The organism is Methylophaga thalassica MP, assembly GCF_000214595.1.
GTDB classification, from domain to species: Bacteria; Pseudomonadota; Gammaproteobacteria; order Nitrosococcales; family Methylophagaceae; genus Methylophaga; species Methylophaga thalassica.
On sequence record NZ_AFIG01000001.1, the window covers coordinates 2197670 to 2215331 of the forward strand.

Annotated in this window: 15 protein-coding genes; 1 reads left to right on the plus strand and 14 read right to left on the minus strand. The window is 45.2% G+C overall.

The features are described 5' to 3' along the window. Positions 1-85 precede the first annotated feature (85 nt). The 4 genes from MAMP_RS10380 to MAMP_RS10395 form a co-directional block, all read right to left on the minus strand. The gene (locus tag MAMP_RS10380) at positions 86-1138 is read right to left on the minus strand and encodes a DUF3549 family protein (RefSeq protein ID WP_007145993.1); all 1053 of its coding nucleotides are present in this window, start codon (positions 1136-1138) and stop codon (positions 86-88) included. A gap of 13 nt (positions 1139-1151) precedes the next feature. Further along, positions 1152-2378, minus strand: coding sequence for a bifunctional glutamate N-acetyltransferase/amino-acid acetyltransferase ArgJ (gene argJ / locus MAMP_RS10385; RefSeq protein ID WP_007145994.1), 1227 nt, complete (start codon positions 2376-2378; stop codon positions 1152-1154). Then, positions 2378-5098: a preprotein translocase subunit SecA gene (gene secA / locus MAMP_RS10390; protein WP_007145995.1), complete on the minus strand. Its 2721-nt coding sequence runs from the start codon at positions 5096-5098 to the stop codon at positions 2378-2380. Before secA ends, argJ begins: the two co-directional genes overlap by 1 nt. A gap of 151 nt (positions 5099-5249) precedes the next feature. After that, positions 5250-6083 (minus strand): M23 family metallopeptidase, encoded by an 834-nt coding sequence (locus MAMP_RS10395; protein WP_007145996.1) that lies wholly within the window; start codon positions 6081-6083, stop codon positions 5250-5252. A gap of 156 nt (positions 6084-6239) precedes the next feature. Between MAMP_RS10395 and MAMP_RS10400 the strand changes: the two genes are divergently transcribed. Continuing rightward, positions 6240-6641: a DciA family protein gene (locus tag MAMP_RS10400; protein WP_158005166.1), complete on the plus strand. Its 402-nt coding sequence runs from the start codon at positions 6240-6242 to the stop codon at positions 6639-6641. On the opposite strand, the gene lpxC is transcribed toward MAMP_RS10400, so the two are convergent. The 10 genes from lpxC to murD form a co-directional block, all read right to left on the minus strand. Then, a complete protein-coding gene (lpxC, locus tag MAMP_RS10405) occupies positions 6638-7555 on the minus strand; it encodes a UDP-3-O-acyl-N-acetylglucosamine deacetylase (RefSeq protein WP_007145998.1) in 918 nt (305 codons plus the stop codon). The genes MAMP_RS10400 and lpxC overlap by 4 nt on opposite strands. A 73-nt stretch (positions 7556-7628) precedes the next feature. Next, positions 7629-8783, minus strand: coding sequence for a cell division protein FtsZ (gene ftsZ, locus MAMP_RS10410; protein ID WP_007145999.1), 1155 nt, complete (start codon positions 8781-8783; stop codon positions 7629-7631). A 50-nt stretch (positions 8784-8833) separates the two neighbouring features. Beyond that, entirely contained in the window at positions 8834-10084 is a 1251-nt protein-coding gene (ftsA, locus tag MAMP_RS10415; protein WP_040576281.1) for a cell division protein FtsA, read from the minus strand. Continuing rightward, positions 10084-10869 carry a cell division protein FtsQ/DivIB gene (locus MAMP_RS10420; RefSeq protein ID WP_007146001.1) on the minus strand — a complete coding sequence of 262 codons (786 nt, stop codon included), beginning with the start codon at positions 10867-10869 and terminating at the stop codon, positions 10084-10086. The genes ftsA and MAMP_RS10420 overlap by 1 nt, the downstream gene beginning before the upstream one ends. Next, positions 10869-11807 carry a D-alanine--D-alanine ligase gene (locus MAMP_RS10425; RefSeq protein ID WP_007146002.1) on the minus strand — a complete coding sequence of 313 codons (939 nt, stop codon included), beginning with the start codon at positions 11805-11807 and terminating at the stop codon, positions 10869-10871. The genes MAMP_RS10420 and MAMP_RS10425 overlap by 1 nt, the downstream gene beginning before the upstream one ends. Next, positions 11804-12694, minus strand: a complete 891-nt coding sequence (gene murB, locus MAMP_RS10430) for a UDP-N-acetylmuramate dehydrogenase (protein WP_007146003.1) — start codon at positions 12692-12694, stop codon at positions 11804-11806. The genes MAMP_RS10425 and murB overlap by 4 nt, the downstream gene beginning before the upstream one ends. Continuing rightward, on the minus strand, positions 12691-14115 hold the full coding sequence (gene murC, locus MAMP_RS10435; protein ID WP_007146004.1) for a UDP-N-acetylmuramate--L-alanine ligase: 1425 nt from the start codon (positions 14113-14115) through the stop codon (positions 12691-12693). The genes murB and murC overlap by 4 nt, the downstream gene beginning before the upstream one ends. Continuing rightward, complete coding sequence (gene murG, locus MAMP_RS10440; protein ID WP_007146005.1) at positions 14108-15184, minus strand: undecaprenyldiphospho-muramoylpentapeptide beta-N-acetylglucosaminyltransferase; 1077 nt, start codon at positions 15182-15184, stop codon at positions 14108-14110. Before murG ends, murC begins: the two co-directional genes overlap by 8 nt. Next, the gene (ftsW, locus tag MAMP_RS10445) at positions 15181-16320 is read right to left on the minus strand and encodes a putative lipid II flippase FtsW (RefSeq protein WP_007146006.1); all 1140 of its coding nucleotides are present in this window, start codon (positions 16318-16320) and stop codon (positions 15181-15183) included. The genes murG and ftsW overlap by 4 nt, the downstream gene beginning before the upstream one ends. Further along, positions 16317-17660 carry a UDP-N-acetylmuramoyl-L-alanine--D-glutamate ligase gene (murD, locus tag MAMP_RS10450; protein WP_237701208.1) on the minus strand — a complete coding sequence of 448 codons (1344 nt, stop codon included), beginning with the start codon at positions 17658-17660 and terminating at the stop codon, positions 16317-16319. The genes ftsW and murD overlap by 4 nt, the downstream gene beginning before the upstream one ends. Positions 17661-17662 lie beyond the last annotated feature (2 nt).

Here is a 17662-nt window from a genome sequence, read left to right on the forward strand (position 1 = left end):
CTTTGAGCATAGGGTGTAATAAGTTGTACTTGATAGTACATAGTAGTGAAACGTCAGTAAGTCAGAAAAAATCTTATGCTAGAACTCAAGAGCCAAACATTGTACCCACTTGCTGGGTCAACTCGGCTGAACGGTTTGGGTTGCGTAATGCTGTCATCACTAATTCACGCATACCAGGCATAAACATTAAATCTGCCAGTATATGGCTAAAGCCTTCATAACCAGCTTCATTAACAGCGAGTTTTTCAACAAATAGCTGACACAGTTCTGAAGACTCAAGTACTTTCCAGCAACGACCGGCAATCACGGCTAACACTTCAATATGACGACTGATATCAGACACAAGCGTCTGCTTGACCATACTCTCAACCATGCCCTGAGCAGAGGTATTAGAGACAGCCCTCAGACAAGCACAAACCTCAGTTATATCAGGCTGATTTTGCTCTAACTCATTTTTAAGCCGCCACTGCAAAGCCTCAACCATATTATTCGCTGGTTCAGCATTTTCCATAAATGAAGTCAGCATATGAAAGGGTTGAGGTGGAAGCTGGGGTAAGGTTTGAATTAACGCTTTTGTCAGCGTTTTATCATCAGTTCTCACCGCAATATCGGCAACGCCCTGCATGCCAAGAACTTGCCAACTATCAAACGGTTTCTGCCCAGTAAAGTAGTCGTATGCTGCCTCGTAAAATGACGAAGGTCTTAAGCTAAGACTTTTGGTTGCCTGTGCATTAAAAGCCGCCATCCGATCTTCGCGTGGATTGAAGCTATAAGGACTATCTTTTAATGCGCCTTCAATATACTTGCCATCAGCAGCAGCGAGTAAATACTCACCTACCCTATCCAGCACCATTACCAGAAACTCGTCACGAGCGGCCTGAATTAATAGGCCCTGTTCATCGAGAGGAAACTTGAGAAACCAGACATAGTGTCTGTCTGTGAATTGTGGATGCCAAAAGATAATGCCAAATAGAGCGGTACGTTGGAATGGATACGGATAAGGTACTTCAGCCGCTTCAAAACGAGTAAATTTCTTAGCACTCAGTTTGGTGACTCTACGCCCCATATCAAAGACACGATAATGGGCGCCACTCTGCTCCAGAAACTCACTCAGGGTGGTAATAGTATTTTCGCTCATTGTTTGCTCTAATTCAGGTGCGATACTCAGCGTTAATTTTTACGTAGTCGTAAGAAAAGTCACAGGTCCAGACTTGATCATAGGCATCACCTCGGTTCAATTTCACCGTGATAGTAATTTCTGGCTCAGCCATCACAGCCTGGCCTTTTTCTTCAGTATAACTATTCTCAGGTTGACCAGATTCAACAATACAGACATCACCAATAAAAATAGACACGCCTGATAAATCAAAATCTATTAGACCACTTCGGCCAACGGCCGCCAGGATTCGTCCCCAGTTTGGATCAGACGCAAACGATGCGGTTTTTACTAATGGCGAATGGGCAATGGTATAAGCCACTTGACGACACTCTTCCTGACTTTGGCCTTGTTCAACATTGATGGTAATAAACTTGGTGGCACCTTCACCGTCACGCACAATCGCTTGAGCCAGATAACGACACACATCAGTAATCGCTTCCTGCAAAGTTTCACCTTCAGCGGTGCTGATTTGTTTAATTTCTGCATTGCCAGCCTGGCAGGTTGCCATTAATACACAAGCATCATTGGTTGATGTATCACCATCTACCGTGATGCGATTGAATGACTGTCCCATGGCATTATTAAGCATTGTCTTTAATACTGCAGGTTCAATATTGGCATCAGTCGCAATATACGCCAGCATGGTGGCCATATCAGGCCGGATCATGCCGGATCCTTTTGATATGCCTGTAATCGTGATGGTTTTGCCATCAAGCTTTAACTGAACAGATTTTGCTTTAGCAATGGTATCAGTGGTCATTATGCCCTGGGCGGCAGCTAGCCAATTATCTTCAGATAAACGACTATAGGCTTCCGGCAATACTGCACTGATTTTATCAACAGGTAGCGGCTGACCAATGACGCCTGTAGAGAAAGGTAAAACGCTGGCCTCATTGACATTGGCTACATCGGCGACAGCCTGACAACAGGATTTTGCGGCTAAAAGGCCTACATCCCCGGTACCGGCATTAGCATTGCCAGAATTGATCAGTAAATAGCGTGACGCTTCACTGCTTTGATGTTGTTTAGCCACAATAACAGGGGCGGCACAAAACGCATTTTTTGTATAAACAGCTGCTGTTTGTGTACCTTCGGCCAGTTCAATCAAAACAACATCTTGTCGACCAGGCTTTTTTATTCCTGCACTTGCTGTGGCAAGCCGGATACCTTTAACAGCTAATAATGCTTCTGCAGTAGGTGCTGACAAATTCACTGCCATTAACTAATCGCTCCGTGACACTGTTTAAACTTCTTACCACTGCCACAAGGGCAAGGATCATTACGTCCCACTTTATTACCTTCACGTGTGTAAGGCTGATGTGCCGCTAAATCTTCTTGTTGATTGTCTTCACTGCTGGCTAATTGCTGAGCCTGCTCATGTTGATATTCCATTTCAGCCGTTTGTCGGCGTTGTTCTTCAACAGCTTCCACATCTTCTTCGGCACGAACCTGAACACGTGAAATCAACTTGATTACTTCATGTTTAATATTATCCAGCATGGTTTTAAACAGACTGAACGATTCACGTTTATATTCTTGCTTAGGATCTTTTTGCGCATAACCACGTAAGTTGATACCGGTACGTAAATAATCCATCTGCGCCAGATGATCTTTCCATTGCGAATCCAGCGTCTGCAACATGATGGCTTTTTCAAAATGACGCATCAATTCTTCACCAACCGCCTGTTCTTTCTGTTTATAGGCTTTTTCAGCTTCTTCTACGATACGTTCACGTAATGATTCTTCATGCAGTGAATCATCTTGTTCTAACCACGTTCTAACCGGCGCATCTAAAGCAAACTCTTCACGCAGCGCTTCTTCAAGACCAGCAGTATCCCACTGTTCATCAATGCTATTAGGCGGAATATACAAACTGATAACATCATTAATTACACTACTGCGCATTGATGTGATGGTTTCTGACACATCATCAGCCGCCATTAATTCATTACGTTGCTCATAAACGACTTTACGCTGGTCATTGGCGACATCATCAAACTCAAGTAACTGTTTACGAATATCAAAGTTATGACCTTCAACTTTACGCTGCGCATTTTCAATCGCACGGGATACCCAAGGATGCTCAATGGCTTCACCCTCTTCCATACCTAATTTCTGCATCAAACCAGCCATACGCTCTGACGCAAAAATACGCATTAAATTATCTTCAAGCGATAAGTAAAAACGTGTTGAACCAGGATCACCCTGACGGCCAGAACGACCACGCAACTGATTATCAATACGACGAGACTCATGACGCTCTGTACCGATGATATGCAAGCCACCTGCTGCTAACACAGCTTCATGACGGTTCATCCACTCCTGACGAATTTTTTGTTTTTGTTCTTCACTGGTGTCTTCCGGTAACGCCTCTAATTCTGCTTCCAGGCTGCCACCCAGTACGATATCAGTACCGCGACCAGCCATATTTGTTGCAATAGTCACCGCTGAAGGCATACCCGCATTGGCAATAATATGCGCTTCTTTTTCGTGAAACTTCGCGTTGAGCACTTCATGCGGAATTTTGGCTTTTTTAAGCAAACTATGAAGGTATTCTGAACTTTCAATCGATGCGGTACCCACTAACACAGGTTGGCCACGTTTCACACAATCTTTCACATCTTCCAGAATAGCGTCGTACTTTTCTTTCGCCGTTAGGTAAATACGGTCCGCTTCATCCTTACGCAGCATTTCTTTATGTGTCGGAATAACCACCACTTCCAAACCATAAATAGACTGAAGCTCATAAGCTTCGGTATCAGCCGTACCGGTCATACCTGACAATTTGTTATACAAACGGAAGTAGTTCTGGAATGTAATTGACGCTAATGTTTGATTCTCATTTTGAATCTTCACATTTTCCTTAGCTTCAACAGCTTGATGCAGACCTTCAGACCACCGACGGCCCGGCATACTTCTACCCGTGAACTCGTCAACAATCACAATTTGATTATCTTGCACAATATAATCGACATCTCGTTGGAACAGCACATGTGCACGCAGTGCGGCTGTTACGTGATGCATCAGGCCGATATTTGCCGCGTCGTACAAACTGGCATCAGCAGATAACAAACCGATATCGGTCAGCATGGATTCAATTTTTTCATGACCCGATTCAGTAAAATGAACCTGCTTATTTTTCTCATCCAGGGTGAAATCACCAGGCACAGTGACATCATCACCCTCACCTTCTTGTTTGCTCAGGCTTGGAATGAGTGTATTAATTTTCTGATATAACTCAGAGCTGTCTTCCGCGGGACCAGAGATAATGAGCGGTGTTCTTGCTTCATCGATTAGGATCGAGTCAACTTCATCGATAACAGCAAAATGTAATTCTCGTTGAACCTTCTCTTCAAGACGGAACGCCATATTGTCTCGAAGATAATCAAAGCCAAATTCATTATTGGTGCCGTATGTAATATCACAGGCATAGGCTTCGCGTCGGTCATCATTAGACAGACCGCCAACAATTACGCCAGTTGTCAGTCCGAGAAAGCCATACAGTTTGCCCATTTGGGTAGCATCACGTTTTGCCAGATAATCATTAACTGTGATGACATGAACACCTTTACCTTCAAGTGCATTCAAATAGACGGCGAGTGTCGCCACCAGGGTTTTACCTTCACCGGTTTTCATCTCAGCGACTTTGCCATCATTCAGCACCATACCGCCGATCAACTGCACATCGAAATGACGCATGCCAAGCACACGTTTACTGGCTTCACGTACCACGGCAAACGCTTCGGTCAATAAATCATCCGTAGTCTGTCCATCGGCAAGGCGTTGTTTGAATTCTTGCGTTTTAGCCTGTAATGCCGGGTCATCAAGTTGCTCTATTTCGGTCTCAAACTTGGCAATCTCATCTATGTACTTACGCATTTTTTTTAATACGCGCTCGTTACGACTACCAAAAATTTTACTGAAAAACTTGCTAACCATTTTTTCGCCTTACACTGTGTTGACTTCGGCGTGAACGAACACCGATAAAAAGTAATAAATTTGTGATTATAACGCGGACAAAGTCAGCGTTTGTAGATCACACTGTTTCATGTGGAGACTTCCCACGGATAAAACAAGAGCTAAAAAGAATTTACTTGATAAAACTATAAGGATTGATATGTTGACCGTCTCGCAATACTTCATAGTGAACATGTGGCCCGGTTGATCGGCCTGTAGAGCCCATCAGTGCTACTATCTCACCTTTGGTTACACGCTCACCCTTGCTTACTTTGATCGTTTTATTGTGCGCGTATCGTGTGACATAACCATTGCCATGATCGATTTCAACTAAACCGCCGTAACCTCCACGATCACCTACCCAACTCACAATACCATCAGCAACAGCCATAACCGGACTATTTTCTTTTGCTGCGATATCAATTCCTTCATGAAAGGTTTTTTTACCATTAAAGGGATCAATACGATTACCATAGAATGATGATACCCAGCCATTCTTGACGGGTTTACCTTCAGGGATACCCGCTGCAATGTTTTCCTTTGTTATCAGGTATTCCTCAAGCGCGTTTAGTGTGTCGCTCTGACCACGTAATTGACTGGAAAGCTGTTGTATCCCACGATCTAATGCTTCACTACCCAGTGGTGAACCATCATGCTCAATGCCGCCCTGCCCCGGATGTTCATCTAACGAAAAGTCTTCTGTATCGAATCCGGCAATTTGCGCTAAGCGTTCGCTGAACATCTTCAAACGAATCGTTTCCGCCTGCAAGCCACCTAATTGCTTTGCATAAAATTCTTGCAGATTTTCTTCTTGATTATTGCTAGCCAGAGTCTGATTCGTATCGGTTGGCTTTGGAGTTGAAGTGAGAGGAGGTACAGGAAGAGGATTTTCAATAACGCGATCGGTATAAAGCCATTTAGCGAGGCTATAACTGCTCACACTGATCAAACACGTTAACATCAGCATGAGTATCAACAACGTCGATCGCGTCAAATGCCAATGCTTATGGGTCTTGCTGTTTGAGGATATAATGATAACCTGCATTGTTATCCTTTTTCAGTCACTTAAAATATGTCAAAAAAACCTGAGCGCATAAACCAACTCTATCAAAACGATAACCAGATGAAATGGTTATCAATTCGCGCCCAAAAACTGAACAAGCTTAACACCATTTTGCAAAAAAGCCTGCCTTTAAAATTTAGTAATCATTGCACATTGGCAAACATCACGGAAGACAAAATTGTCATCCTCACCGACAAAGCCAATTATGCCAGTCTATTGCGCTTTCAAGCTGCCTTTATTTGCAGTACTTTATCAGCGCATTTACCTAAACCAATCAAAAAACTTGAAGTAAAAGTTCGACCACAGTCTGAACCACTGAAACAGAAAACACTTCCGAATACACTTCGTGTTTCTGCAAAAACAGCAGACCTTCTCGAAAGTACAGCCGCTGAAATGCAAGACGGCCCGTTAAAGGCCGCCTTGAATAAATTAGCTAAACGTCAAGCCCAGAAAAAGGATTAACCTGAGATAGAAGCTGCAGGTCGACTGAAAAGAATGGGGGCATCTTTATCGTCTTCAAAGCTTACTAATTCCCAAGCATCTTCTTGAGCTAATAATTTCCGTAACAATTTATTATTCACTTCATGGCCTGATTTATGACCTTTAAAGGCACCAATCAGACTATGTCCAAGTAAATATAAATCACCGATGGCATCCAAGACTTTATGACGAACAAATTCGTCTTCGTAGCGTAAACCATCTTCATTTAAGACACGGTAATCATCAACCACAATGGCATTGTCCATACTGCCACCTAACGCCAGATTATTTTCGCGTAACTTTTCGATATCTTTCATAAAACCAAAGGTACGAGCACGGCTTACTTCACGGACAAACGATGTGGAGGAGAAATCAACATCGACTTGTTGGGGACGTCCGGTAAAAGCTGGATGCTCAAAATCAATAGTGAAAGACACTTTGAAGCCATCAAATGGCTCAAACTTCGCCCATTTATCACCATCTTCCATCATCACTGGTTTTTTGATTCGAATAAACTGTTTAGCAACATTCTGCTCTTCGATACCTGCTGACTGTACCAAGAAAACAAATGGACCAGCACTGCCGTCCATAATAGGTACTTCAGCCGCATTCAGATCAATATAAGCATTATCGATACCTAATCCGGCAAACGCAGATAATAAATGCTCTACTGTCGAAACGCGCTGACCATGTTCAATCAGCGTGGTTGATAAGGCTGTTTCACCGACATTCTCAACTTTCGCCTGAATCTCAACTACAGGGTCGAGATCAACTCTACGAAAAATGATGCCTGTATTAGGGGCAGCAGGACGCAGGGTCAGATAAACCATCTCACCACTATGCAAACCGACACCGGTCGCACGAATCACATTCTTCAATGTTCGTTGCTTTATCACGGTGTATTACCCCCTTAAACAGTTACAGATCAAAGCATAATATCATAAGCACAATATTAGCAGCTACACTAAATTAATCAGCCTGGCGACGCAGGAAAGCCGGAATATCCAAATAATCCATATTGACATCACCATTGGCCACTTGTTTCTGCTGGCTATCTTTACCATTGCGAATCACTGTTGGTTCATCATAATCAATTTCAACAGGCTTTTTCACAATTTCAATTTGTGGCGCAGCTTCTTCAGGCGCTTTTGCAACGACGGCTCTAGGAGCTCCTAAACCAGTCGCGACAACGGTGACTCTCAATTCATCCGTCATATCCGGATCAATGACCGTTCCTACTACTACTGTGGCGTCATCTGAAGCAAATTCTTTAATGGTGTTACCCACTTCTTCGAATTCACCAATACTCATATCCAGACCAGCAGTAATATTAACTAACACACCACGAGCACCCGCTAAATCCACATCTTCCAATAATGGGCTTGAAACTGCGAGTTTCGCTGCTTCACGCGCGCGATGTTCACCTTTAGCATGACCTGTTCCCATCATCGCCATACCCATTTCTGACATCACAGTTCTCACGTCAGCAAAGTCGACGTTAATCATACCTTCGCGAGTAATTAACTCTGCAATACCTTGTACTGCACCTAATAAGACGTCATTTGCTGATTTAAACGCATTCAGCAAGGTCATGTCCTTCCCTAATACTTTTAATAATTTTTCGTTAGGAATAGTGATAAGTGAATCAACATGTTGCCCTAACTCTTCAATACCCGCCTGCGCAATTTTCATACGCTTAGCACCTTCAAATGGGAAAGGTTTTGTGACAACTGCCACAGTTAAAATCCCCATTTCTTTAGCTACTTGTGCCACCACTGGTGCAGCACCTGTTCCTGTACCACCACCCATGCCTGCAGTGATGAACACCATATCAGCACCATCAATCACTTCCATGATGCGTTCTCTGTCTTCCAATGCTGCCTGACGGCCTACATCAGGATTAGCACCTGCCCCCAGGCCTTTGGTGATATCACCACCAAGTTGTAACTGGGTAGTGGCAGAACTTTTACGTAATGCCTGTGCATCCGTATTAGCACTGATGAAATCCACCCCTTCAATTTGGTTGATGACCATATGCTCAAGCGCATTACCGCCACCACCACCAACACCAATCACTTTAATGATGGCATTCTCACTGTATGTATCAATTAATTCAAAAGTCATAACTTCTCCCCCAAAAAAATGTGTAAAACAAACATGCTTAATTACTTAGCTTAAAAATTCCCCTGGAACCAGCTTTTCATTCTTGCCAGCATGCCTTTTAAGCCGTCACTTACTTTAATTTCACCATGCCCTGGGGCATGCTCCTGATTGCCGAATAACAGCAACCCAACACCTGTTGCATGAATTGGGTTACGCACCACATCCACAAGTCCCCCGACATGTTGTGGTACTCCCAAACGCACAGGAAGGTGGAAGACCTCTTCAGCAAGCTCAATAGCGCCTTCCATTTTCGAACTACCGCCTGTCAGCACAATGCCGGCAGCCAATAATTCTTCAAACCCACTCCGACGTAGTTCAGCCTGAACTAACATCAATAATTCTTCATAACGTGGCTCTACCACTTCAGCGAGTGTTTGTCTGGCAAGCTGACGTGGAGGCCTGTCACCAACACTTGGTACTTCAATGGTTTCGTCTTCACGAGCCAGTTGAGTCAAAGCGCAGGCATATTTAATCTTGATTTCTTCGGCATATTGCGTTGGTGTACGTAATGCCACAGCGATGTCATTGGTGACCTGATCACCTGCAATAGGAATCACAGCAGTGTGTCGAATAGCACCATCAACAAACACAGCAATATCCGTTGTGCCACCACCGATATCGACCAAACAAACACCTAATTCTTTTTCATCCTGGTCTAAGACGGAATAACTGGATGCCATTTGCTCAAGCACAATGCCATCGACAGTCAAGCCACAACGCTCAATACATTTAGTAATGTTCTGTGCCGCACTCACTGCACCTGTGATCAAATGGACTTTGGCTTCCAGACGTACGCCTGACATACCAATGGGTTCGCGAATGCCTTCCTGATTATCAATAATGTATTCCTGCGGCAAAACATGCAGTAACTGCTGGTCACCGGGGAAATGAACAGCACGTGCCGCATCCATGACACGGTCGAGATCACCTTGTGTCACTTCTTTATCGCGAATCGCCACGGTGCCATGTGAATTTAAACTGCGTATGTGGCTACCGGCAATCCCGGCATAAACAGAATAAATCTGGCAACCTGCCATCAGTTCAGCTTCTTCGATGGCACGCTGAATCGATTGTACGGTCGATTCGATATTGACGACGACCCCTTTTTTCATACCTCTGGCTGGGTGAGAGCCAATGCCAATAATTTCGAGCGCATTATCATTTGGACCGGCATCAGGAACGGGAGCAGCGACGATAGCCACTACCTTTGATGTTCCGATATCCAATCCAACGATAAGTTCTCTTTCAGTTCGTTTCGACATCATACTGTTCCATTAAAATCAGGTTGCTGGCCGGATTTCCATACCACTGCCAGCCCATTGGTGTAACGCATATCAATTTCTTTAATCAGTTCTTTAAAGGTACCTAAGCCACCGAGGTACACCGTAACAAATCGGTCTAATCGCTGTTCATCATCAGTTCGGCCTAATTTCAGGTGCAGGCCGTCTTTAAAATCCACTTGCCAGGCGCGACGTTTATCCATGCTCATACTGATGACTCGCAAGCCCAGTACATTGACCTTTTGCTGAACATCGACCAGACGACGAGACATCATCTCGCTCATACCATCTGGCCCGTTTAACTGAATCAATCCATCAGGCATGGTGTCTTTACTCGGTTTAAACACCTTCCCGTGGCGATTCACCAGACCATCATCATTCCAGCGGGCAACCGCTTCATGCTCAGCCACAATGAGGTGTAGCGTATCTGGCCAAACCCGTCTTACTTGTATCTGTTCTACCCAAGGCAAGGTTTCACCGGCTTTTTGAATGCTGGCCACGTCCACATTTAAAAAGCTGCCCCTGACATAAGGCATAACCGCTTTAACCAATTCATTCCTGTCGGTATGAAGCAAGCTGCCATCCACCGTGACATGTTTTACAGGCAAGGTGTCGGCTTCACGCAGGTATACGCCACCAGCCACTAATAAAACGACTATCAACAAAGCCGCAGAGTGTTTAAACACACTTTTCCATGGCACAGGCGGTCTAGGCTGTTTCACCTTAGGTGCTTGTTGCATCACAGCGCCTCTGCGTGGTTTAGCCATCAGTTCTCATCCTTAAAACTGGTTTCTAAAATACGCCAGACAAGGTCTTCAAAAGACAGGCCTGCCTGCTTAGCTGCCATAGGGACTAAACTGTGATCGGTCATCCCAGGGACACTATTTGCTTCCAACAGAAATAAATTACCCTGGCTGTCCCGCATAAAATCAATACGTCCCCAGCCTTTCATACCTAAGGCATTAAATGCTTTTACGGCAATATCCTGCATACCTTGCTCAACATCAGCATCCAGACCACATGGGCATAAATATTCGGTATCGTTAGCATGATATTTCGCATCAAAATCATAAAATTCATGTGGCGTTTTTAAGCGAATCGCTGGCAGTGCTTCACCATCTAAAATCGCCACGGTATATTCCTCACCATGAATCCATTGCTCAGCAATAACGTCAGCGTCATACTTCAATGCCAAATCAATTGCCTGTTGCAATTCAGTAATATCATTGACCTTTGACATGCCAATACTGGAGCCTTCATTCACAGGTTTGATAATAAGCGGCAGCCCTAATTCATCCACCAATGGTTGCGTATCCGTCTGCTCCGTCACAGGCATAAAAATCGCTGTGGGTAAGCCCTGCTGAATCCACGCCAGTTTGCTCAGTCGTTTATTCATCGATAAAACGGAAGCAGTAATTGCACTGCCTGTATACGGCAAATTAACCGCCTGCAAAAAGCCTTGAATCTCGCCATCTTCACCGCCTCTTCCATGCAATACGATAAAGGCACGATCAAACTCGCCGCTGGCTATCTTCTGACAAATATCAAAACTGACATCAATGCCATAAGCATCAATACCCTTACGCTGTAATCCGGCTAATACGGCATTACCGCTTATCAGTGAAATCTCACGTTCAGCTGAACGTCCGCCCATCAGCACAGCAACTCGACCAAAATCAGCAGCAGAACTTATGCGTTTTGTCATAGTTGCTCTCCAATAATATGTACTTCTGGAATTAACTTGACGCCGTGCTCGTGTTCCACTCGTTGTTGCACATCAGCAATCAGTGTTTCGATGTCTGCCGCAGTCGCTTCACCGTTGTTGACGATAAAGTTAGCATGTTTATCTGAAACACTGGCGCCACCGACTGTCAGCCCTTTTAGACCGCTGACTTCAATTAAACGTCCAGAAAAATCACCTGGCGGGTTACGGAATACCGAACCGGCACAAGGCTGATTTGTTGGTTGGCTGGTATTTCGTTTTTTCAATAACTCACGAATCAGTTCAAGCTCAGCATCACTGTCACCACGTTCAAACTGCATTTTTGCCGCTACAAACCATTGGTTCTCAGGCAAACTGACATGGCGATAATGCACATCAAACGCTTCAGCCGGGTAGTGATGCAGCTCACCCTGTTTATCTATTGTGGTCACTTCGACTACCGAGTCCCATGTTTCCGTACCATGAGCACCTGCATTCATTGCTAAAGCACCACCCAGCGTACCGGGAATGCCTGCCCAGAAAGCCGCGCCTTTCAAGCCCGCCTTAGCCGCTTGTTTAGCCAGCTTGCTGCAATAGAGTCCCACTTCAGCCGTAATTTCATTATCACGGATATCAATTGTTTGTAACGTCCCTGCGGTCACAATAACGGTACCGGCAAAACCACCGTCACGAATCAGTAAGTTACTGCCTAGCCCCACCCATAAAACGGGCTCGTTTTCCGGCAGTTGTTGTAAAAACAGGGCAAGATCATGTCTATCTGTAGGGCGATATAGTTGTTTTGCCGGACCACCTACTCGCCATGAGTTATAACGAGACAAGGGTTCGTTTATTTTCAATTCACCTTTCAGCGTTTGTGGCAGCGCCATCATTCAGCACCCCCATCATTTAATATCTCGGGCAAGGCCTGCGCCATACGACCAATATCACCGGCACCTAAGGTCAACAACACATCACCGTCTTCCAATAAGCCTGGTAATAAGCTGTATAAAGCCTCTTTATCTTCTGCAAAAACCGGCTCAACCTGACCACGTAAACGAATAGCACGGCATAAACTACGAGAGTCCGCACCAGCAATTTTTGCTTCACCAGCGGGATACACTTCTAATACCACCAGGACATCCACACTGGACAATACGTGGGCAAAATCTTCAAATAAATCGCGTGTACGTGTGTAACGGTGAGGTTGGAATACCAACACCAAACGATTATTTGGCCAACCACCACGGGTAGCTGCCAACGTAGCGGCAATCTCCGTTGGATGATGCCCATAATCATCAATAAGCATGGCCTGACCTTGTCCGGCTTTGACCTGACCTAATAAATTGAAGCGACGGCCAACACCATCAAATTTCAATAAGGCTCTTTGGCAATCGTTGACGCTGACATCAAGGTTACGCGCCACAGCCATAGCTGCCGTTGCGTTTAGCGCATTATGTAAACCAGGCATATTCAGCGTCACAGGGAAGCTCTGCCCTGAGCGTTTCTCAACAACGGTGAAAAAGCTTTGGCCCTGATGCTGAGTGAGTTCAACTAACTGATAATCAGCCTCTTCATTCTGGCCGTAGGTAATGAACGGTCTGGTAACATCGGCTAATAAAGATTGAATGACGGGATCGTCCAGACACAAAACAGCCAAACCATAGAATGGCAAATGATGCAGAAATTCAATAAAGGTGGCTTTTAACTTGCCAAAGTCGCCGTCATACGTCGCCATATGATCTTCATCAATATTGGTAACAACAGCAATCATCGGTTGCAGATATAGGAATGAGGCATCACTTTCATCTGCCTCAGCCACCAGATAACGCCCAGTGCCTAATCGGGCATTACTGCCTGCACTGTTTAAACGTCCGCCAATAACAAATGTGGGATCCAGTTCGCCTTCACTTAACAAAGCAGCGATCAAACTGGTTGTTGTGGTTTTACCATGCGTGCCGGCCACCGCGATGCCATAACTGAACCGCATCAGCTCAGCCAGCATTTCAGCTCTTGGCACGACAGGAATTAACTGCTCTCTCGCCGCAATCAGCTCAACATTGTCTGAATTGACGGCGGTAGTCACCACCACCACATCAGCGCCTTCAAGATAGGATGCATCATGACCAATCATAATGGTCGCGCCCAGACTACGAAGGTGTTTGATCAGGCTGTTTTCAGCTAAATCACTACCACTCACCTGATAGCCAAGGTTTAACAAGACTTCGGCAATACCACCCATGCCTACCCCACCGATACCGATGAAGTGGATATGCTTCACGCGACTTTGCATAGCTGAGGTCAGTCTATCCATTTGCGGCCTCCATACATAAATCTGCGATATAAGCCGCTGTACCCATTTTTGCGACTTGTCTTGCCGCGTTTGCCATGTTCAACAATCCTTCTCTATCGCCATCCAGTCGGCGGATGGTGTTGGCAATCACATCAGCATCTAAGCTGTGATCAGCCATTAAAATGGCCGCATTAGCATCAACCAGAACAGCGGCATTGTGGGTTTGGTGATCATCTACGGCGTGCGGATAAGGCACTAAAATTGATGCAATACCTGCTGCAGCGACTTCAGCAACAGTCAGTGCGCCAGCACGACATATCACTAAATCAGCCCAGGCATAGGCTTCGGCCATATCTTCAATAAATTCTTTAACGTCCGCCTCGACACCCGCGTCTTTATATGACTGACGGCAATCATCGCTGTGTTTGCTACCACATTGATGAATCACTTCTGGACGATGTTCAGCCGATATTTTGGCTAAGGCTTTCGGTACATAAGTATTCAATGAGCGTGCGCCCAGGCTTCCGCCTAATACTAAGAGTTTTAAGCGGCCTGTTTTTTCTGTCTGACGAAGATGAGGCATTGGCAAATCTTCAATCATTTTTCTCACCGGATTACCCACCCATTCAGCATCGATTTTTTTATCAAAACTATCAGGGAAACCCGTCAGCACTTTGTCTGCCAGTTTTGCTAATAAACGATTAGTCAGGCCCGGGATCGCATTTTGTTCATGGATAATTAACGGTTTACCCATCAGCCATGCAGCCAGACCACCTGGGCCAGAGGCAAAGCCACCCAAGCCCATTACCACATCCGGTTTTAACTCACGGATAAGCGAACGGGCTTCCAGAACAGCTTTGACAACTTTAAATGGTGCCATCAACCAACCCAACGCACCGTTTCCACGTAAGCCTTTGACTTTAATTTCAGATAATAAATAACCGGCAGCGGGCACTAATTTCGCCTCAATACCATGAGCAGTGCCAATCCATGACACTTCAACATCTCTTTGACGCAATTCATCTGCCACCGCGAGCGCCGGGAAAACATGCCCACCTGTACCGCCTGCCATGATCATGACTCTTTTCATCGTCTGATCCTCGCTGAGGCTTTTTCAGGTACTCGTGTTTCCATATCTACACGGAATAACAATGCAATCGCTGCACAGACAATCACTAAACTACTACCGCCATAACTCATCAAAGGCAGTGTTAGTCCTTTTGTCGGTAAAGCTCCCATATTGACGCCAATATTGACGCAAGCCTGTAAACCTAACCAAATACCGATTCCATAAGCGATCTGTGCACCAAAAACTTGTCCAGCCTGCTCTGCTGCACGACCAATCGCTAAAGCTCGCCAGATAAAGACAAAAAACAGCACGATCACTGTTAATGCCCCTACTAAGCCCAATTCTTCAGCAATGATCGAATAGAGAAAGTCGGTATGCGCTTCTGGTAAATAAAATAATTTCTGCATACTGCTGCCAAGACCAACGCCGAACCAATCGCCACGGCCGAATGCGATCAACGCCTGTGTTAACTGAAAACCGCTGCCGAAGGGATCAGCCCATGGGTCCATAAAACTCTGTAAACGTTCAAGCCGATAAGGTGCAATCCACACCAGCATCGCAAACAGCATGCCCATCACACCAATCAAGGTGGCGAATACATCCAGTCGTGCACCACCCAAAAACAACATAGCCAAAACGGTAGACATAATGACCACCATTGAGCCCATATCTGGCTGTAATAAAAGTAACAATGCAGCAACGCCCAAAAGTGTAAGTGGCGCTAAGACTTTTAAGAATGACACATGCAACTGACCATGGTGACGCTGTAAATAGTCAGCGATATAGATAATCGCAAACAATTTAATCAATTCTGCTACCTGTAAATTCACAGGTCCCAACGGTAACCAACGAGAGCTACCATTCACTTCACGACCAATGCCAGGGATTAATACCATGATCAGCATCGCTACCCCGGCCATCAACAGTTGTGGTGCAATACGCTGCCACACGGCTAAACGCACAGAAATAAACGCCCAGGCCACAGCCAGTCCCACCATCGCAAATGCAAACTGACGAATAAAAAAGTAAAGCGGTTGTTCGAGGCGACTATCTGCAACCGTGATAGAGGCTGAACAGACCATCACCAGACCGATAAACAGCAAAGCGCCTGTGGCAAACAGTAAGCTTTTATCGAATTGCAGTGATGAATCACTCATGCTGCAATCTCCCTGACGGCTTGTTCAAATGAATTGCCACGGTCGGCATAACTGCTGAACATATCAAAGCTGGCACAAGCCGGTGAAAGCAGAACATTGTCACCCTCACTGGCGATCGACTGTGCGATTTTTACTGCATCAGCCATGTCGCTTGCTTGAATTTGCTCAACACCAGGCGGAATCACTTTTGCAATCTTATCGGCATCAACCCCCATCAACACCACGGCTTTAACCGACTGTTTTAAGGCTGACGTCAGCTCTGAAAAGTCCTGATCTTTACCTACACCACCAGCAATAAGAATAATATTGCCTGATCCGGCAAGCCCATTAATGGCTGCCACACAGGCACCCACATTGGTTGCTTTAGAATCATTAAACCAACGAATACCATTGAGCTGTCTGACTAATCGGCAACGGTGTGGCAGGCCTTTATATTCACGTAAAGCCGATAACATGGACGACATGGGTAAGGCCATGGCTGAGCCAAGTGCTAAGGCAGCCAACGCATTAGCGATATTATGTGAACCGACAATTTTCATTTGCTCAACCGGCAGTAACGGATATTCACCTTCCGCTAACCAGGTTTGCCCGTCAGCTTCCATTAAACCGAAATCCACCCCATGGGATTGTTTCAAACTGAATCCGATAGTATTTCGGCCAGATTGACGCATGTCATTAACAATGGGGTCATCCTGATTAATGACCATGACGCCATCACCATTAAAGATGGTTTGTTTCGCCCGCTGATATGCTTCCAGCGAATCATAACGATCCATATGATCAGGACTGACATTAAGTACCACAGCCGCAAACGCATTTAAGGAACGTACCGTTTCTAATTGGAAACTTGATAGCTCCAGAATATAAAAATCAGGTGCAGACTCTTCCAGCAGATCTAATGCTGGCGTACCTAAATTACCACCGGCACGTACTATTTTTCCCGACACCTGAGCCATCAAAGCAAGTAAGGTGGTGACGGTGCTTTTACCATTGGAACCCGTTATGGCTACAACAGGCGCATCAGCATAACGGGCAAACAGCTCTATATCACCGACAATCTCAATCCCCGCCTGACGTGCGATTTCAATTTCAGGTAAACGTGGATCAATCCCTGGGCTCAGAACAATAAGATCCGCTTTTAATAACCAATCCTGATCCAGCCCACCCGTTTTAATTAATACTTGTGGATACTCATTTTTCACCTCCTGCACAGACGGTGGATTCTCACGCGTATCCATGATGGCAATACCCAAAGCTCTGTTGGCTAAAAATCGCGCGCACGAAAGTCCCGTCTGACCCAGACCGATAATCAGGCAGTTTTTATGTGAAAGACTATTCATGC